Annotated in this window: 18 protein-coding genes; 5 read left to right on the top strand and 13 right to left on the bottom strand. The window is 65.5% G+C overall.

Annotated features, from left to right (window positions below):
* Positions 1 to 23 precede the first annotated feature (23 nt).
* Positions 24 to 629, top strand: coding sequence for a mismatch-specific DNA-glycosylase (locus AC20117_RS17590; RefSeq protein WP_074702546.1), 606 nt, complete (start codon positions 24 to 26; stop codon positions 627 to 629).
* Here AC20117_RS17590 and AC20117_RS17585 read toward each other — a convergent pair.
* The 6 genes from AC20117_RS17585 to AC20117_RS17560 form a co-directional block, all read right to left on the bottom strand.
* Positions 626 to 1,186, bottom strand: a complete 561-nt coding sequence (locus AC20117_RS17585; RefSeq protein WP_074702547.1) for a hypothetical protein — start codon at positions 1,184 to 1,186, stop codon at positions 626 to 628. The two genes, AC20117_RS17590 and AC20117_RS17585, sit on opposite strands and share 4 nt — an antisense overlap.
* Entirely contained in the window at positions 1,183 to 1,782 is a 600-nt protein-coding gene (locus tag AC20117_RS17580; RefSeq protein ID WP_236777361.1) for a DUF402 domain-containing protein, read from the bottom strand. Before AC20117_RS17580 ends, AC20117_RS17585 begins: the two co-directional genes overlap by 4 nt.
* Complete coding sequence (gene dxs, locus AC20117_RS17575; RefSeq protein ID WP_074702548.1) at positions 1,779 to 3,752, bottom strand: 1-deoxy-D-xylulose-5-phosphate synthase; 1,974 nt, start codon at positions 3,750 to 3,752, stop codon at positions 1,779 to 1,781. The genes AC20117_RS17580 and dxs overlap by 4 nt, the downstream gene beginning before the upstream one ends.
* 142 nt (positions 3,753 to 3,894) lie before the next feature.
* Positions 3,895 to 6,684, bottom strand: coding sequence for an aconitate hydratase AcnA (gene acnA / locus AC20117_RS17570; protein ID WP_074702549.1), 2,790 nt, complete (start codon positions 6,682 to 6,684; stop codon positions 3,895 to 3,897).
* Positions 6,685 to 6,935: 251 nt separating this feature from the next.
* The gene (locus AC20117_RS17565; protein ID WP_074702550.1) at positions 6,936 to 8,261 is read right to left on the bottom strand and encodes a class I SAM-dependent RNA methyltransferase; all 1,326 of its coding nucleotides are present in this window, start codon (positions 8,259 to 8,261) and stop codon (positions 6,936 to 6,938) included.
* On the bottom strand, positions 8,245 to 10,233 hold the full coding sequence (locus AC20117_RS17560; protein ID WP_074702551.1) for an APC family permease: 1,989 nt from the start codon (positions 10,231 to 10,233) through the stop codon (positions 8,245 to 8,247). The genes AC20117_RS17565 and AC20117_RS17560 overlap by 17 nt, the downstream gene beginning before the upstream one ends.
* Before the next feature lie 141 nt (positions 10,234 to 10,374).
* Here AC20117_RS17560 and AC20117_RS17555 point away from each other — a divergent pair, with 141 nt between their 5' ends.
* Positions 10,375 to 11,049: a potassium channel family protein gene (locus AC20117_RS17555; RefSeq protein WP_074702552.1), complete on the top strand. Its 675-nt coding sequence runs from the start codon at positions 10,375 to 10,377 to the stop codon at positions 11,047 to 11,049.
* On the top strand, positions 11,046 to 11,744 hold the full coding sequence (locus AC20117_RS17550) for a potassium channel family protein (RefSeq protein ID WP_074702553.1): 699 nt from the start codon (positions 11,046 to 11,048) through the stop codon (positions 11,742 to 11,744). Before AC20117_RS17555 ends, AC20117_RS17550 begins: the two co-directional genes overlap by 4 nt.
* Here the strand turns inward: AC20117_RS17550 and AC20117_RS17545 are convergent.
* From AC20117_RS17545 to dut, 4 genes are all read right to left on the bottom strand, one after another.
* Complete coding sequence (locus tag AC20117_RS17545; RefSeq protein ID WP_074702554.1) at positions 11,685 to 12,413, bottom strand: DUF3159 domain-containing protein; 729 nt, start codon at positions 12,411 to 12,413, stop codon at positions 11,685 to 11,687. The two genes, AC20117_RS17550 and AC20117_RS17545, sit on opposite strands and share 60 nt — an antisense overlap.
* Positions 12,414 to 12,416: 3 nt before the next feature.
* Entirely contained in the window at positions 12,417 to 12,698 is a 282-nt protein-coding gene (locus AC20117_RS17540; RefSeq protein ID WP_236777360.1) for a hypothetical protein, read from the bottom strand.
* 67 nt (positions 12,699 to 12,765) lie between these two features.
* Positions 12,766 to 13,563, bottom strand: a complete 798-nt coding sequence (locus AC20117_RS17535) for a DUF3710 domain-containing protein (RefSeq protein ID WP_074702556.1) — start codon at positions 13,561 to 13,563, stop codon at positions 12,766 to 12,768.
* A gap of 58 nt (positions 13,564 to 13,621) precedes the next feature.
* Positions 13,622 to 14,050, bottom strand: a complete 429-nt coding sequence (gene dut, locus AC20117_RS17530; RefSeq protein WP_236777605.1) for a dUTP diphosphatase — start codon at positions 14,048 to 14,050, stop codon at positions 13,622 to 13,624.
* Positions 14,051 to 14,251: 201 nt separating this feature from the next.
* Here dut and AC20117_RS17525 point away from each other — a divergent pair, with 201 nt between their 5' ends.
* Entirely contained in the window at positions 14,252 to 14,752 is a 501-nt protein-coding gene (locus AC20117_RS17525; RefSeq protein WP_074702558.1) for a DUF3093 domain-containing protein, read from the top strand.
* A gap of 115 nt (positions 14,753 to 14,867) precedes the next feature.
* Here the strand turns inward: AC20117_RS17525 and AC20117_RS17520 are convergent, their stop codons facing one another.
* Complete coding sequence (locus AC20117_RS17520) at positions 14,868 to 15,167, bottom strand: DUF4193 domain-containing protein (RefSeq protein WP_074702559.1); 300 nt, start codon at positions 15,165 to 15,167, stop codon at positions 14,868 to 14,870.
* A gap of 300 nt (positions 15,168 to 15,467) precedes the next feature.
* Between AC20117_RS17520 and sepH the strand changes: the two genes are divergently transcribed.
* On the top strand, positions 15,468 to 16,721 hold the full coding sequence (gene sepH, locus AC20117_RS17515) for a septation protein SepH (protein WP_074702560.1): 1,254 nt from the start codon (positions 15,468 to 15,470) through the stop codon (positions 16,719 to 16,721).
* Between the two features lie 65 nt (positions 16,722 to 16,786).
* Here the strand turns inward: sepH and AC20117_RS17510 are convergent, their stop codons facing one another.
* Positions 16,787 to 17,980: an alkaline phosphatase family protein gene (locus AC20117_RS17510; protein WP_074702561.1), complete on the bottom strand. Its 1,194-nt coding sequence runs from the start codon at positions 17,978 to 17,980 to the stop codon at positions 16,787 to 16,789.
* Position 17,981: 1 nt separating this feature from the next.
* On the bottom strand, positions 17,982 to 18,647 hold the full coding sequence (locus tag AC20117_RS17505; protein ID WP_074702562.1) for a DUF5998 family protein: 666 nt from the start codon (positions 18,645 to 18,647) through the stop codon (positions 17,982 to 17,984).
* Positions 18,648 to 18,655: the final 8 nt, after the last annotated feature.

Raw genomic sequence — 18,655 nt, 5'->3', positions numbered from 1 at the left:
GCCAGCCATGGAACAGTTGTGCCGTGGCTTTCACACGTACTGAACTGCTCGGCTACCAAAATGCCGAGGTTCCCGACCTCCTGGGTCCGGGTCTGCGACTGCTTTTCGTCGGCATCAATCCGGGCCTGTGGTCGGCCGCGACCGGAACGCACTTTGCCCGCCCCGGAAACCGTTTCTATCCGGCGCTGGCAGCCGCCGGCATCACGGACCGCCTCATCCGCGCCGGCGAAGGAATGACGGAGGACGACCGCAGCCACCTCATTGCCCGTGGTGTCGGCATTACCAACGTTGTGTCCCGGGCTTCTGCCCGGGCCGACGAGTTGGGCAGGGCAGAGCTGCAAGAGGGAGCGCTTCGGCTCGCAGACAAAGTCGCCGTGCTTGGCCCAGGCGTAGTGGCGGTGGCCGGGATTACCGCCTACCGCGTCGGTTTCGGACGTCCCAGGGCACAACTCGGACGCCAGCCGGAAGCAATTGGCGGGGCCGAATTGTGGGCCGTGCCCAATCCCAGCGGGCTGAACGCCCACCAGACCGTGGCCACGCTCGCCGCCGCGTACCGTCAGCCGGCGCTGGCCGCCGGCCTGGTACTGGCCGGGAGCGTGCAGGGCGAGACGCCGGAACGGGCTTTCTAGCCCAGGCTGAAGGGGGCTTTGGCCGGCAGCGGATGCTTTTGCTTCACTGCGCCGGGATCGCCGTAGGGTGCCACGCCGATGCTGAGCTTGGTGAAATCCAGCTTCGCTTCGCGCAGGCACGTCTTCAGGCCGGCGACCGCTTTGGCCGCGTCCGGTGCCAGCGTGAAGATGTTCAGTTTTCCCGGTGCAAACTCGGACCGGTCCACTACCCCCAGCCCGCGCCAGGCGAAGAATTCGGTGATGGTCCGCGTGGCTTTGTCTTCGAGGTACTGGTCCCGTTCGGTGCCGGTGCTGCTCTTGAGCGCGTACTGCGCGATCACCCAGAACTGGTCCTCCCGGGCGATCTCTGCAAAGCCGTCCTCCGCGCACTGGACTGAAAACGCCTCCAGCAGGGCCGCGGCCTGATCCTCGGCGACGTCGTTCGTTTCCCGGGTGATGCTCTGGTGCCCAACGGTGCCGTGATTGACCACGAACTGGCCGTAGTCTTCGTCGTACCAGGCCTCGCGGAACTGCAGGACTCCCTTGTCGTCGTGCTTGTACAGCCGGAGAAAGCTCATGGGCGGGCCTTTCGAAACCAGTCGTCGGCAGTGCCGTCAAAGGGCGGTACGCGGTCTTTAACCGCCGAATAGATTCTGTTGCATTCGGTCTGGGTCGCAGAGATGGCCCAGGCGGGGTAATTCATGGCCACCTGGTGTTCCGCGAACTCGTCTTCGTCGTCGATCCAGGTTCCGCGCTCGTCGAAGGTACGGATGACATCGAGATCCATGTCGATCAGCGTGACCTCGTACCCGATGCCGGCAGCGAGCTGCTGCCACCGGATGTCCGACACGATATCGACGTAGATCTCCACCTTTTTCGGGTGCAGCTCGTCGAAGAATGTCACCACATGGTGCCCGTCGTGCGGAATCATCACCAAGGCGTCGGAGGCAGCGTAAAAGGCAACGGCGGGTTTCGCCACGAAGGAGCCGGTGGGCTGGGATATCCAGTGCCCGAAGCGGTCCTCGCCCAGATAGTCCCCCGGCACCACCCAGTGGGGCTCGCCGTTCCACTTCCTGTTCCGCATCACGACCAGTTCACCTGGTTCGATGCGTTCCGGGCGGCGGGATGGGGACGCGGCGGCAGCGCCTGGCGCAGCGGGATCCGGCGCGCTCACTGGATCTTGGGAATCTGGCCCGTTGGCATTTCCTGGCCGGGCAGCGGCCGGGCGAAAGGCACTTTGGTTCCGAGTACCTGGGCAACGACGTCGTGGGTAACCTGGCGCGCGGTCAGGCCGACGCGTTCCATCACCTGCGACCGGGTTCCGTGCGACAGGAACTCTACCGGCAGACCTACCTCGTTCAGCGCGGTGTCCACGCCCTCTGCCCGCATTTCCTGCCGGATCCTGGACCCAACGCCGCCGGCACGGACGCCGTCTTCGATCACAATCACGATCCGGTGCTGCGCCGCCATCGCAATGATGGACCGGGCGACGGGCAGCACCCAGCGCGGATCCACCACGGTGGAGCTGATGCCCTGGGCACCGAGCCGGTTGGAGACTTCCAGCGCGAGTTCGCTCATCGCACCGATGCTGACGATGAGCACGTCGTTTTCGGTGGAGCCGGACGGGCGGCGGGCCAGGACATCTACGCCGTCCTTGAGCCGCTCGATGGCTTCGACCTCCGAGCCGACCGAACCTTTGGAAAAGCGGATGACCGTGGGCGCGTCATTGACGGCGACCGCCTCCCGCAGCTCTTCCTTCAACCGGGAGGCATCGCGCGGCGCCGCCAGATGCAGCCCGGGCACGATCTGCAGCATGGCCATGTCCCACATGCCGTGATGGCTCGGCCCGTCCGGCCCCGTCACGCCGGCCCGGTCCAGGACCACGGTGACGCCGGCCTTGTGCAGGGCAACATCCATCAGCAACTGGTCGAACGCACGGTTCAGGAAGGTGGCATAGAGCGCAACCACCGGATGCAACCCGCCGTAGGCCATGCCCGCGGCGCTCGTGAGCGCGTGCTGTTCGGCGATGCCGACGTCGATCACCCGGTCCGGATGGTTCGCGGCAAACTTGTGCAGGCCCACCGGGATCAACATGGCACCCGTAATTCCGACGATGTCCTTGCGCTCATCGGCGATATCGGCGATTTCGTTGGCGAAGACCGAGGTCCAGGACTGCACTCCCCCGGCGTCAACCGGTTCGCCGGTCTCCGGATCGATAACGCCGACGGCGTGGAACTGGTCGGCTTCATGGGCCCGCGCCGGAGCGTAGCCGCGGCCCTTCTCGGTCATCGCGTGGACAATCACCGGGCCGGCGTACTTGCGGGCCTGCGTCAGCGCCTCCTCGACCGCGGCCATGTCATGGCCGTCGATGGGGCCGATGTATTTCATGCCCAGGTCTTCGAAAAGTCCCTGCGGCGCCCACCAGTCCTTGATGCCCTTCTTTGCGGCGTGCAGGCTCTTGTAGGCCAGCTGGGAGAACACGCCGCCGTTCTCCAGCCGGTCCTTCCACCAGTCCAGGGTGCCTTCGTACGCCTTGTGCGTGCGGACCTTGTCGATGGTGGAGCGCAGCGCGGCCAGCTGGTCCGCCAGGCCGCCGATCGTCGGCGCGTAGGAACGGCCATTGTCGTTGACTACGATGACGACGCGGCGGTCCTTGTCGGCCGCGATATTGTTCACGGCCTCCCAGGCCATGCCGCCGGTCAGTGCGCCGTCGCCGACCATGGCGACGACGTAGCGTTCACCTTCGCCGTTCAGCTTCCGGGCGCGGGAGATTCCGTCGGCCCAGGACAACGACGACGACGCATGGGAAGATTCGACGATGTCGTGCACGGATTCGGAGCGCTCCGGGTAGCCGGACAGGCCGCCCTCCTGCCGCAACGTAGAGAAGTCCTGCCGGCCGGTGACCAGTTTGTGCACGTAGGACTGGTGGCCGGTATCGAAGACGATGCTGTCCCGCGGTGAATCGAACACCCGGTGGATTCCCAGGGTCAGTTCGACAACCCCAAGGTTGGGTCCGAGATGCCCGCCGGTCTGGGCCACGTTCGTGATGAGGAACTGGCGGATTTCCCCAGCGAGGCTTTCCAGCTGCCTCGTGCTGAGTTTGCTGAGGTCCTGCGGATTACGGATTGTCTCCAGTAGACCCATGGAAGCCTCCCTTACTGATGAATAGCATTGCCCGCCAGACGCCTCTGCTTCGGGCCGCGGTCGACACTTAACCATAACGCGCAGAAGGCCCCCGGCCCGCCCTGGGGGCGGACTCCGGGAGCCTTCCGTGGGTCCTGAACCGTTACGCTGCGGTCAGCTGGCGCAGTACATACTGCAGGATGCCGCCGTTACGGTAGTAGTCCGCCTCGCCCGGTGTGTCGATTCGCACAACGGCGTCGAAGCTGACGGACTTGCCGTCCTCGTCCGTGGCAGTGACCTTCACCGTCTTGGGCGTGGAACCGTTGTTGAGCTCGGTCACACCTTCGAAGGAGAAAGTCTCCGTGCCGGAGAGGCCCAGCGACGCGGCATTCTCGCCCGCGGCGTACTGCAGCGGCAGCACGCCCATGCCAATGAGGTTGGAGCGGTGGATGCGCTCGAAGCTCTCGGCGATGACAGCCTTGACGCCCAGCAGCGCGGTGCCCTTGGCGGCCCAGTCGCGGGACGAACCCGAACCGTATTCCTTGCCGGCCAGCACCACCAGCGGGGTGCCGGCGACCTGGTAGTTCATCGCTGCGTCGTAGATGTAGGCCTGCGGGCCGCCGGTCTGCGTGAAGTCGCGGGTGAAGCCGCCTTCGACGCCGTCCAGCAGCAGGTTACGCAGCCGGATGTTGGCGAACGTACCGCGGATCATGACTTCGTGGTTACCGCGGCGCGAGCCGTAGGAGTTGAAGTCCTTGCGCTCCACGCCGTGCTCGAGCAGGTAGCGTCCCGCCGGGCTGTCCGACTTGAAGGAACCGGCCGGGGAGATGTGGTCCGTGGTGACCGAATCGCCGAGCTTGGCCAGGACACGCGCGCCGGTAATGTCCTGCACCGGTGCGGGAGTGGCTTGCATGCCCTCGAAGTACGGTGGCTTCCGCACGTAGGTGGAGTCCTGGTCCCAGGCAAAGGTGTCGCCTGCGGGAGTGTCCAGCGCCTTCCAGCGGTCGTCGCCCTCGAAGACACCCTCGTAGCCCTTGACGAACATCTCCTCGTCGATGGAGGTGTCCATGATGGACTGCACTTCGGTCGGGCTCGGCCAGATGTCCTTCAGGAAGACATCGTTGCCGGCCTCGTCCTGGCCCAGCGGGTCATTCTCGAAGTCGAAGTCCATCGAGCCGGCCAGGGCGTAGGCGATGACCAGCGGCGGCGACGCCAGGTAGTTCATCTTCACGTCCGGGTTGATCCGGCCTTCGAAGTTGCGGTTACCGGACAGGACCGCCGTGACGGACAGGTCGTGGCTCTGGATGGCGTCGGAGATCTCGGTTTCCAGCGGGCCGGAGTTGCCAATGCAGGTGGCGCAGCCGTAGCCCACCGTGAAGAAGCCGAGCTTCTCCAGGTACGGGACCAGCCCAGACTTCTCGTAGTAGTCCGTGACCACCTTCGAACCCGGAGCCACGGAGGTCTTCACCCACGGCTTGGAGGTCAGACCCTTGTCGACGGCGTTGCGGGCCAGCACGGCGGCGGCCAGCATCACCGAGGGGTTGGACGTGTTGGTGCAGGAGGTGATGGACGCAATGGTCACCGCACCATGGTCCAGCACGAACTCACGGCCGTCGGCCATCTTGACGGTGACCGGCTTGGTCGGGCGCCCGTTGGAGTTGGCCGCCGCGGAGTGGCGCACGGTGGAGGTCATTGCGGGCGAATCCGAGGCGGGGAAGGACTCCTCAAGGGCCTCGTCCAGCGCGTCCTCGTTGGCTGCTGCCACGTAGTTGTGCAGGTCCTTGCGGAACTGTTCCTTCGATGCGGAGAGCTCAATGCGGTCCTGCGGACGCTTCGGTCCGGCGATGGACGGCACCACGGTGGACAGATCCAGTTCCAGGTATTCCGAGAACTTCAGTTCGCGGGACGGGTCATGCCACAGTCCCTGTTCCTTGGCGTAGGCCTCAACCAGGGCAACGTTCTCGTCGGAACGTCCGGTCAGGCGCAGGTAGTCCAGCGTGACGTCGTCGATCGGGAACATGGCGGCAGTCGAGCCGAATTCCGGGCTCATGTTGCCGATGGTGGCGCGGTTGGCCAGCGGAACAGCGGCGACGCCTTCGCCGTAGAATTCGACGAACTTGCCGACAACACCGTGCTTGCGCAGCATTTCGGTGATGGTCAGGACGACGTCGGTAGCCGTTGCGCCCGCGGGGATGGAGCCGCTGAGCTTGAAGCCGACCACGCGCGGGATCAGCATCGAGACCGGCTGGCCGAGCATGGCTGCCTCTGCTTCAATACCGCCAACGCCCCAGCCCAGTACGCCCAGGCCGTTGACCATGGTGGTGTGGGAGTCGGTGCCGACGCAGGTGTCGGGGTAAGCGCGCAGCTTGCCCTCGACTTCGCGGGTCATGACGGTGCGCGCCAGGTATTCGATGTTGACCTGGTGGACAATGCCGGTTCCCGGGGGGACAACCTTGAAGTCGTCGAACGCAGTCTGGCCCCAGCGCAGGAACTGGTAACGCTCGCCGTTGCGCTGGTACTCGATTTCCATGTTGCGCTCAAGGGCGCCGGCGTTGCCGAAGGCATCGATCTGGACGGAGTGGTCGATGACCATCTCGGCCGGGGCCAGCGGGTTGACCCGGGAGGCGTCGCCGCCGAGTTCCTTGACTGCCTCGCGCATGGTCGCCAGGTCAACAACGCAGGGAACACCAGTGAAGTCCTGCATGATGACGCGGGCAGGGGTGAACTGGATTTCCGTATCCGGCTGGGCGTTCGGGTCCCAGTTGGCCAGTGCACGGACGTGGTCCGCGGTGATGTTTGCGCCGTCCTCGGTCCGGAGCAGATTCTCCAACAGGACCTTGAGGCTGAACGGAAGGCTCTCGGCGCCTTCTACGGAATTCAGCCGGAAAATTTCATATTCGGACCCGGCAACGTCTAGTACGCCTTTGGATCCGAAGCTGTCCACATTACTCATAACAGGACTCCTCTCGCCACACTTTATCTTTGTCCGGGCAGCAGTCCCCCGCTAGTTAGGCTTCCCTAATTCACGCACACCGCTGATCGTGGCAGACACTGATGGAACCAGCAGTCTGCATTCGCCGGAATTGGCTTTCACGGTTCCGGCCGCATCGGCAGCAGTGCCGTGCGCGGCCCCGGACATCCTTTTCCCATCCTAGCCCTCCGTCCGGAATGCGACGCAGTGATGACAGGCACTTCCAACGCGGCTTAGGCCCGCGGTGGCACAAGCTCCGCGAAGGACTCCATGTGGTGCGTGTTCGGATACAGGTCAAATACCCTCAGGGTCTTGAGCTCCCACCCGAGGGCCTGGAAGTAGCCCAGATCGCGGGCAAAGGAGGCCGGATCGCAGGAAACGTAGCCGACCACGCGCGGCCGCTGGTCGTGCAGCAGGTGCACCACGGTCCTGCCGGCTCCGGCGCGCGGCGGATCGAGGACCACGGCGTCCAGTCCGTTCTGTGACCGCAGTGCCTTCTCCACCTTGCCCTGGACGATGGTCACCTGCGGCGCGTCGTGCAGGTTCTTGCGCGCATCGCGGCTGGTACCCCGGGACCCTTCCACCGAGAGCACCGTGCCGGTGACGCCCACCGCTTCCGCCAGCGGGGCCGTGAACAGGCCGGCGCCGGCGTAAAGGTCCGCCACCCGCTCCCCCGGCTGCGGCCGCACACCTGCCATGACCGCTTCGGTCAGCACCTGGGGCGCCGAGCGGTGGATCTGCCAGAAGCCGTCCCCGGTCACCCGGTACTGGTGCTCCCCGCAGGTTTCGGCCACCCAGGTCCTGCCCTTCAGCCGGGTGAGTTTGCGTTCCTCTGGCTCCCAGACGGCAACCGACGCGGACGGGTCGATGGCAGCGGCCACGGCAGCCATCCGCCGCGGCGACGCGTTGGGCTCGGGTACCAGCAGCACCAGCGGCGCGGAACCGTTCGCCGGCGCCGCCACCTCGACGCGGGACACCTGGTTCAGGTCCGCTTCCCACAGCCGCAGCTCGTTGATGGCAGCCACCGCCAGCGGCATCTCGGTTACCGGAACAAGCTCATCGGATCGGTGCGCGTGCATGGCCAGATGCCCGCTCTTGTCCACGGCGAAAGCCGCCCGGGTCCGCCAACCCAGTCCGCCGTCGTCGTTCTCATCCGCAGCTTCCACCACGACCTGCCGTTCGACGCGGGCCAGCCGCTGCAGCTGCTCTTCGAACACCGTCGCCTTGAGCCGCCGCTGCTCGGCGAGTTCGATGTGCCCGAACTCCGCGCCGCCCACCGCCGGACGGTGGCGCTTGGCTGCCAGCAAGGCGTCCGCGCGGTCCCAGGGATGCCCCACGCGGTGCGGCGAAGCCTCGAGCACCTCGACGGTGTCGGCGCGCCAGAAACCGGAGTCCGCACCGCCGTCGGTAATCCGCACGCGGACGAGCTCACCGGGCAGCGCATGCCGGACGAAGACCACGCGGCCCTCGTGCCGGGCGACAAAGTGCCCGCCGTGGGCCGGGGCGCCGATACTCAGTTCGAGCTCGGTGTGGTCGGTGGGGTCAGCGGCCTGCGCCATTAGGAAACTCCTGGTATTTGCGGACGGCGTCGGAGGAAGCCAGTTGCCAGGGAACGCTGGCAACCATGACTCCGGGTTCGAAATGCAGTCGGGTTTTGATCCGCAGGGCGGTCTGGTTGTGCACTAGCTGCTCCCACCACCGGCCCACGACGTACTCCGGAATGTACACGACCACCAGATCGCGGGGTGAATCGCGCCGGATGTTCTTGATGTACTCGATAATCGGGACGGTGGTGTCGCGGTACGGGGACGCCAGGACGGTGATCGGCACGGGAATCTTGTAGCGTTCCCAGTCTGCAAGCGTCGCTTTCGTCTCTTCTTCGTCGATGTCCACGATGACCGCATCGAGTTTGGACGGGCGGGAGGCGCGGGCAAAGGCCAGCGCACGCAGCACCGGCTTGCGCACGTGCGAGACCAGGATCACGGCGTGCACCCGGGACGGCAGCGCGGTGGCCGGTTGGTTCTCGTCCACGGCCAGTTCCTGCGCCACCTGCTCGTAATGCCGGTGGATGCTGTACATGATCAGCGCCAGAATGAGGATGCCGGCCACCGCGATCCACGCGCCGAAGACAAACTTGCTCACGAGCACCACCACCAGCACCGTGGCGGTCATGATGAACCCGATGAGGTTGATGACGCGCGAGCGGGCCATCCGCCGTCGTACTGGTTTGTGCGGCGTGGAGCGGATCTGCCGGGAAAAGTGCTTGATCATGCCGAGCTGGCTGAAGGTGAAGGAGACGAACACGCCCACCACGTACAGCTGGATGAGTTCGGTGACATCGGCCTCGAAAATCAGGATCAGCACCAGTGCCGCGCCGGCCAGCGCCATGACTCCGTTGCTGTAGCTCAGCCGGTCGCCGCGGGTGCGCAGCTGCCGGGGCAGGAAACCGTCCGTGGCCAGGATGGAGGCCAGCGACGGGAAGGCGGTGAAGGCGGAGTGGCTGGCCAGGACCAGGATCAGGCCGGTGGCCGCCAGGACCAGGTAGAACAGCACGTTGCCGCGGTCGAAGACGGTCGCCGCGAGCTGGCTGATGACGGGCGTCTGCAGGTAGTCCGCCGGCAGCGGACCGCCGTTGAGCCGCAGCTGCTCGGCGGGAACCTGCACCACGTGGACCCGGGTGGCGCGGGCCAGATACAGCACCGCCATGGTCATCACGGTCGCGGCCACGCCGAGGACCAGCAGCGCCGTCGCGGCGTTCCGGGCCCGCGGCGGCTGGAACGCCTGGACGTTGCCCGCCGGGGTTTCCACACCGGTCAGCGCCGCCGCGCCGGTGGAGAACGCGCGCAGCACCAGCAGCGCTCCGGCCAGGCCGGTCAGTCCGGCCTGGAACTCCGCGTCCGGCACAATGTCCAGCCCGGCGCTGGGCGCCAGCTGGAGTTGACCGGACATGTCCTGGATGAAACCCACCAGGCACATCAGCAGGATCAGCCCCACGAAGGCGTACGTCGGGATGGCCACCGACCTACCTCCGCGCCGGAGTCCGCGCAGGTGCAGCAAAGCAAGAATTACGACGCCGGCAACGGCCGCCGTCGTTTGCCATCCCCTGAGCGTGGGGAACGCCGCGATGACGTAGTGCGCGGCGGACGACATGGAGACCGCCACCGTGAGCACGTAGTCGAACATGAGCGCTGAACCGACGGTGATGCCGGCGTTCTTGCCCAGGTTCTCGCTGGCGATCTGGTAGTCGCCGCCGGAGGGGTACGCGTGCACGCTTTGGCGGTAGGAAGCGACAATGACCAGCAGCACCACCATGACCGCCAGGCCGACCAGCGGCGACAGCGCGACGGCGGCCACTCCCGCCAGCGCCAGGGTCAGCAGGATCTCATCCGGAGAGTACGCCACGGAGGAGAGCGCGTTGGCCGAAAACACTGGCAGCGCCAGCCGTTGCGGCAGCGGCTGGGCTTTGGCACGTTCGGTCCGGAACGGCCTGCCCACCAGGATGCGCTTGAGCGCGTTAAGGGAGGTCAGCATGTTCCGCCGTTCCACGCACGCACAGGTACGGACACAGTCATCACGCATGAAAGCTTACTGCCGCGGGCGGCACCGCGCTGTTGCGGCGCTCTTGCCGATAAGCTTGCTGCTGGACAACATGCTTCAAGGGAAGGGAATCCGGTGGCGCATTTCGTGATCATGGGGTGCGGACGCGTTGGCGTGACACTGGCTCATACGCTGGACGAATCGGGGCACAGCGTGGCGGTGATTGACCAGGACGACAGCGCTTTCCGCCGGCTGCGCAGCGACTTTTCCGGGCGCAAGATCACCGGCGTCGGTTTCGACCGCGACACGCTGCGCCACGCCGATATTGAAAATGCCTATGCCTTCGCCGCGGTCTCCAGTGGCGATAACTCGAACATCCTGGCCACCCGGGTAGCGCGCGAGACCTTCCACGTCCCCCACGTCGTCGCCCGGATCTACGATCCTGGGCGGGCCGAAATTTACCAGCGTCTGGGCATTCCCACCGTGGCTGCGGTCCGCTGGAGCGCGGACCAGGTGCTGCGGCGGATCCTACCCGAGCAGAGCATCAAGGGCGACTTCCGGGAAGCTTCCGGGCGGCTGATTCTCGGTGAAGTGTCCTTGCACGACGGCTGGGTCGGGCACGGCTTCGCGGAGATCGAGGCTGCATCCGGCGCCCGGGTGGCGTACCTGACGCGGTTCGGCGAGGGCATGCTTCCCGGTCCCGAAACCCGCTACCAGCAAGGCGATATTGTCCACGCCATGATGAACGTGGCCGCCACCCAGAAGATCGCCGGCATCCTGTCCAAGCCGCCGGTTAAGGAGTCCGAATGAAGGTAGTCATCGCCGGGGCAGGCAGCGTCGGCTCCTCCATCGCCCGGGAGCTGCTCTCCAACAATCACGACATCCTGCTGATTGACCAGAAGCCGGAAGCGATCGGCCGCAGCGGCCTCAAGGGTGCCCGCTGGTTGATCGGGGATGCGTGCGAAATCACCACGCTGCGCGACGCCAACCTGGACGAAGCCGACGTGGTGGTTTCCGCGACGGGCGATGACAAGGTGAACCTGGTCGTCTCGCTGCTGGCCAAGAGCGAATTCGGTGTTGCCCGCACCGTCGGCCGGGTGAACAATCCGAAAAACGACTGGATGTTTGACGACTCGTGGGGCGTGGACGTAGCCGTCAACACGCCGCGCCTGATGACCGCACTGGTGGAAGAGGCGGTGGAAATCGGCGATCTGGTCCGCCTGCTGACGCTGCAGACAGGCGTGGCCTCCATGGTCGAGTTCACCGTGCCCCACGATTCGCCGCTGGTCGGCAGGACACTGGGCTCCATCGACTGGCCGCAGGACGCCACGGTCGTGGCCATCCTGCGCGACGACGCGCCCATCACGCCCAGCATGGACGATGTGATCGAGGACAGCGACGAGCTGTTCTTCGTGACGACCATCGCCGCCGAAGACCAGCTGCGGTCAGTGCTGACTGCCCGGAGCGGCAGTGCCGCCGACGACGGCGCCGCCGACCGGGCGTGAGACCATCCACGCCAGCCAGAGGCCGAGCGCGTACAGCGGCACGCCCATGACGAGCCGCGCGGTACCCAGCGCCACCAGGGCATCCGGGCCCATGAAGTACAGCGGCACCTGGACGGCCAGTCGCAGGGCCAGTACGGCGATGACAATCCAGGTCGCCAGCACGTAGGCCCGCAAGCGGCGCGGTTCCTTGCGCCAGTCCGTCCCTTCGCCGCGGATGAAGCCGAACAGCAGTCCGGCCAGCGGCCATTTGACCGCAATCGAAATGACCATGCCCACGATGTAGGCGGCGTTGGTGAAGAAGCCCGGAATGTAGAACGTCTCGGCCCGGCCGGTCGTGTTGGCGACAAAGGCACAGATGGCCACGCCGATCAGTCCGGAAAACGCTTGGACCACCGTCCCGCGCTGGATCAGCCGCAGGATGGTGAACACCGCCGCGATGCCCAGCGCCCCAATCAGGGCCGACGCCAGATCGCGGACAACGGTGAAGACTACGAGGAAAACCAGGCCGGGCAGAATGCTTTCGGTCAGACCGCGGACGCCGCCCACGGACTTGAGCACGTCGATCTGGCCGTCTTCGCGGCGCTCCACTCCCGCCCGCGCCGCGTAGGCACCGGCGAGCTCGCTGACGGATTTCTCCTGCTCATCGCGAGGTTCGGGTTTTTCAGTCATGGCTCAATTCTCCAACAGGCTTTGGATTTCATAGCGCGGGTTGTACATCGTCGGCAGTCCGTCGACTTCGAACACGGTTCCTTCGAAACCCAGGCGGATGCCGGCATCGATCCCCGGTACCCGCCGTTGCCCTAGCCAGATTAGGCGGATCCTCGCTGGCCGCTGCTGCACGCCGGCGTCGGTGGCCCGGACTCCGGGCCCCGCCGAGGTCAGCACGGCCGAAAAGCTTGGCGCCTGGCCGACGGGCAGAATCGTGATGGACTCCACATATCCCACGGAGCGCACGCGCCCACGCTTCGGCAATGCTTCCAACGGAATAACGACGGCGGACCCGGCACCGGGACGCCTGTCCTTAGCCAATGTGGGTGATCTCGGGTCCGCGCTCGGGTTCGCTCAAGCCTGGAGCAGGCTGGCCGGGAGCGGGCTGACCGTCCTGCGTGCGCAGGCTCGCGTCCTTGGGCAGCCGCAGCGTCAGCAGATCCCGTGGCGGCAGCGGCTGGTCGCCCCGGACCACAACGGTCTGCCGGAAGAGCTCTTCCAGCTCCGCGGCCTTCGCCCGGTCCAATGCCGCCGCACCGCCGATGACTCCGCGCAGGAACCACCGCGGACCGTCGACGCCGATGAAGCGCGCTACCCGGAAGCCACGCTTCCCGTCCGGTGTCTGGGCCGGCAGCTTGGCCACAACTTCTGTCCCCAGCGGCCCGCTTACCTCCTCAACGGTCCCGCCCTGGGAACCGATGGATGAGGCCAGCTGTTCGCGGATTTCCTCCCACAGACCCTCGGACTTAGGCGCGGCGAACGCCTGCAGCTGCAAACTGGAACCCGACAGGTCCAGCGTTACTGCAATCACGCGCTGCGTTTTTTCCTCTACTTCCAGGCGGAGCTGAAGTCCATCACGGGGCTGGATTTTCAGCGCGCCGAGATCCAGGTATCCCTCATCGGTATCTTTTTCGGCGCTATCGAACGGACCGCTGCTGCGCAGTTCCGCGTCGGTTTTGGCAGCCTTCGGCAAAGTCTGGGCTGCTTCTGCCTGTTCCGGGTCCGCTGCGGGATCCGGCGCTTCGCCCGGAGCCTGCTCTTCGGCGTTCTCCGCTGCGGTCTCCGGCAGATCGCTCGTCTCGTTCTTGTTCTTGCGGCGCCCAAAAATCATCGTCGGGTCCTCTCTGGAGCCGCTGGCTGGCCAGCGGCAGTTGTACTCGGTCGGCGCTTCATTGGGCTGCCGTAAAGCCGCCGGTCGACCCGAACCCGCCGGTTCCCCGGATGGAGCCCGGCAGCTCGTCGACATGTTCAAAGGCAGCGTGCTCTACGCGCTGGATGACCATTTGCGCAATGCGGTCCCCGCGCTTGAAGGTCAGGGTCTCGGTGGCATCCGTGTTCAGCAGCGTCACGGCGATTTCGCCGCGGTAGCCGGCATCAACCGTGCCGGGTGCATTAACAATGGTCAAGCCGTGTTTCGTCGCCAGTCCCGACCGCGGATGGATCAGCGCCACATACCCTTGCGGCAGCGCGATGGCCACACCGGTAGGGACAAGGATCCGCTCCCCCGGCCCGATCCTGAAGTCAATGCGGCTGCGCAGGTCAGCCCCGGCGTCGCCAGGATGGGCGTAGCCCGGTGCCTCCAGACCGTCGTCGAGCATTTTCAGCTGAACGTTCAGCGTGGGTTGAATATCCTGCACTCGCTACCATTTCCTTGCCGATGGCGGCCCTGCCGCCGCGAGAGTTTCCGCACATCACTCTAACGCTTTTGGCGCGGAACAACTACGTCATGCACAGCAGGCCGCCGCGGCTCCGCCGGCCTCCGAGGTGAAAAGCCATGGGAAAGGTGAAAAGCTGGAATCATGAGCACAAACGCCACTCCCGCCGGTAACACCGGCTCCGCTTCCGGGACACCCGGAGCCGTCATTTACCAGGAACGCCTGTGGCCGAACTTCTGGATCTGGCTGATCGCGGCAGGCACGGCCGGAGCGGTGATTTTCGTCTTGGCACCGATCAGCCTGACCACCGGCTACATCGCCGCAGCGGTCGCTGCGGTCATTCTGACGGTCCTGCTGATCGTTTCGGCGCCGCGGATCACTGTGACCCAGAAGACGCTTCAGGTGGGCCGCGCCCAGATCGAGCGGGAATTCATCGGCCGGGTCGAGGCCTTCACCGGCGACGACGCCACCGCCCAGCGCGGAACGGAGCTGAACGGCACCGCCTACATGTGTTTCCGCGGCTGGATCCAGCCCGTAGTCAAGATCGAGATCACCGATGAGGCGGACCGGACGCCCTACTGGATCACCTCCACGCGGCGCCCGAACCAGCTCGTCGCCGCACTGTCCAGCCCGCAAGGCCAGTAACCGATGGACCATGGGCGGCCATCACCTGGCCGCCCATGCGCTCGGCGCGTCCGGCAGTGCCTGCCATCCGGCAACCGCTACCGCAGCAACCGCTGCCGCCGGTGAATTCGGCTGCTCAGCCTTCACAGTCCTTGCAGTACAGGAGTCCGTCCTTTTCCCTGGCGACCTGGGACCGGTGACGGACCAGGAAGCATGACGCACAGGTAAATTCGTCTGCCTGTGCAGGCATGATGCGCACCGTCAGCTCTTCGCTGGACAGGTCCGCCCCCGGCAGTTCGAATCCTTCGGCCGCTTCAGCTTCGTCCTCGTCAACGACGGCGGACTGCTTGCTCGTGCGGTGGGTCTTCAGCTCCGCAATGGATTCCTCGCTGGTTTCCTCATCGGTCTTGCGAGGCGCATCATAATCAGTCGCCATAATTGTGTCTTCACGCTCCGTGTTGCAGTTGTAAGCCGGTCTTCCGGGCCGGCAAGCCCATCACGCCCGATGATGTGTCAGATCACAACGTCCACAACGCGGATTTTGTGCCCATAACGCGAAGATTGTGGCCTATTCGAAGCCCGAATATCAAACCCTTCCTCCGCCGGCGACCGGATAAGCACCTCTACGGGGCAACTTAGGCCACGAACTGCACGCCACACCCGCCCAAACAGTAGGTATTAGGCGCTATCGGTGGCAGAGTTTCAGGGAGGAATTGTCGTCTGGTGGAGGGTTTTCATGCAGGATCTACGGCTGGTGGGTGTCCATGAGGATGGCGAACATCTGCTGTTGAGCGGCGACGGCGGGGAAAGTTACCGCCTGGCGATTGATGAAGCACTCCGTTCCGCAGCAGCGCGCCCGTCAGTGCGGGTTCCCGCTGCTGATTCGGAGAACGGGGGCGCCGCGATGTCCCCCCGCGAGATTCAGGCACGGATCCGTGCCGGAGCCTCCGCGGAGCAGGTCGCCGCTGAATCGGGTCTCGACATGGCACGGATCCTGCGGTATGAGGGCCCTGTCCGTGCCGAACGGGACTACATGGTCCAGCAGGCGCAGCGCGTCGAGGTCGCTTCGGCACTGCCGTCACACGACAGCTACCGCTCTGCATTCGGAGACGCTCCCGCCACCCTTGGGGAGATGGTCGCCCACCGGGTGAATGCGTTCGGCATCGACGCGGCTTCACTGGAGTGGGACTCCTGGCGGCGCCAGGACGGCGCATGGGAGATCGTTGCCCGTTTCCAGCCGCCCGCCGTTGCCAGCGGTTCAATCGGTGAGGAACCTCCCGCCAAGTGGCTTTACAGCCCCACCAGCAAAACTGTGCAGAACAGCAACCGCTGGGCGCAGCAACTCAGCGAACTTGAGCCCTTGGACGGCCCCGTTCCGGCGCGCCGCCTCACGGCCGTGGCTGACCGGGTCTTCGACTTCGAGGCCGACACCGCAGCTGATCCCGAAACTGACTCCACCCCCGGGGACGAAGACACCACAGACTCGGACAACCTGCTGGAAGTACTTCGGTCCCGCCGGGGCCAGCGGCTCGGCGTTGACGAAGAAGCCGACGACGCCCTGGCACTCCTGCTGACCCAGGGCGGTATCCCCGCTGCCCATCCGCGTGACGGAATCCTGGCCGGTGATGATACGGATGCAGACGGCAGCGGCGGGCGGCCGAGCAGCCCGTTCACGCTGAGTCTCGCCTCATCTGACCACATGGCCGACTCTTCGCTCGATCTTCATCCGGGCGTCAGCATGGAGACCAGGGAAATAACGGTCTCCGGTGCCCCCTTGCCGGAGGAGAATGCTGAAGCGGCACCGGACGCCGACTCCGTATCCGCCTCTGCTGATCAGGACCAAAGTTCGGAGCCGACAGATTCTGCGGAAGCGGTGGCGTCGGCAGATGCGGCCGCGGCCGAAGAGCAGCAGCGCAAGCGGTCGATGAAACCGAAGCGCTCCAGCGTCCCGAGCTGGGACGAGATCGTTTTCGGCACCAAGCACGAATAAGCCGGGCGGACGCCTCCGGCAGTCCCGGAGCAGCAGGCGGCCTGAGTCGATCAGGACGTCTGCTGTTACTTTCCCTTGGTGGTGTTCTTCTTGCCGGATGAACGGACCGTCGAGCTCAGCGTAAGCAACGGCACTTCGCGTTCGGCCCGGGTCAATGACCCGTGCTGGCCCACTACGTCCATGGCACGCTCCGCCACCCTGCGCGTATCGTACAGCGCGATCGGCTCCCGCGCAGCGATCATCAGATCCCCGATCCGAGGCAGAACGGAAGCATCCACACGGCCGAAAAGACCGTGAGCCACAGCTTCGTCCCGATCAAGAATCCAGGCCTGCTTGCCAAACGACTCACGCCATGCGGTGGTGAGCTTGTCGCGTTGCCGCTCACCGGCGTCGGGCTCTAGATACAAATGCACCAGACGCGGTTCACCGCCTGTGTGGCGGACCCCCTCGACCAGTTCCGGCTGCAGGGAATAGTCGTACCGGTGTTCGCGAGAGACATCGAGCATGCCGTGGTCCGCAGTCAGCAGCAGCAGCGTGTCGGCAGGCAGCTGGCCGGCCAGCCGGCGCATGTCAGAATCCAGCTCCTCCAGAGCGTTGCCCCATTCCACCGACGCACTCCCATGGCGGTGCCCGGCCTTGTCCAGCTCGTTGAAGTACAGATAGACGAGTGCACGGTCCTGCGCGGCCAGGGCCTCGACCGTGGCCTGGGTCCGTGCATGGCCCGTGGTCGCCGGGATGAAGGATCCGCCGCGCAGCGCCGCCTGGGTCATGCCGGAGTCGGCGAACTTGGGCAGGCTGACCGTCGCTACGGAGACGTGTTCGGCAGCGCGTTCGAAGACGGTGGCATGCGGCTGCCACTTGCGCGGATCCACTTCCGCGTCCCAGCCGCCCAGCTGGTTGACCACCTTGTCCTGCGCCGGATCCAGCACATCGTAGCCGACCATGCCATGCAGACCGGGCTCAAGCCCCGTCCCTAAGCTGGCGAGCGACGACGCCGTCGTTGATGGGAAGGCGCTGCGCAGGGTGCGCGAGTTTTCGAGGCATTTCCGCAGGAACGGGGCGTGCCCGCCGCGCTGTTTGAGCAGGGCCTTGCCCAGTCCGTCCACCATGACTACACAAATGCGCCTGGCGCCGGGCAGACCCAGGACATTCTCAAAACCCGGTACGTCAAGGGCTGCTGCCGCACTGCTGAAGACATCGGCGATGGTGTCCCGGCCGAAGCCGGGTGCCGGGGGCAGCGGTTCGTGATGCAACGGCATCCTAGCGCTGGTGGTGTCCGCGGGCTAGCCTGGTCCCCAGGCGTTGGCGCGGCTGCACGGTTTCCGTGGCCCGGACCGGGACCGGGGTGGAGGTATTGACTTTCCGCAGCGCGCGGGCAAAGCTCTTGGCATTCTGGACGGCCTGCGCCCCGTCCGCTTCGGCGCTGACCCGCAGGACGATGTCTTCCTGCACAATATTGCCGGTGTAGCCGTGGTCCGCGTCGCACTGCGGATCGGCGCATCCTGCCGGGCCCATATCCAGGCGCTGCCCGCCGGACCAGGCGATAGCCAGCGTGAGCTCCCGGGCCTGATCCGATGGCTTGTAGTCCTGAGGCTGGGCGTAGATGTAGCTGAGCACAACGGAACGGATCTGGCTGACCGGAACCGATTCCGTGGAGATCTGCGCAACCATTTGGTGCCCGGCGTCGTCGAGCTGCTGGTCGTCGACATGGGTGATCACCAGCATGTCCTCGGTCAGGACCAGGACGGTGATGTGGCGGTGCACCTCGTTGCGGTCAAAATGGGTCTCCAGGTGCACCACGTGGGACAGCGGCTCGCGCTCGTCGAGAGCGTCATGAACCACATCGGCCACCATAACGGGGTAGAAACCTGCCCTGTTCAGGTCCTCGTCGAGGCTGCGTCGTTCGGTGGTTGAAAAATGGCTCATGGGACCAT

It is taken from the genome of Arthrobacter crystallopoietes (genome assembly GCF_002849715.1).
Classification (GTDB): Bacteria; Actinomycetota; Actinomycetes; order Actinomycetales; family Micrococcaceae; genus Crystallibacter; species Crystallibacter crystallopoietes.
The sequence above is the reverse complement of the archived record's forward strand: the minus strand, read 5'-3'. Positions and strand labels throughout refer to the sequence as shown.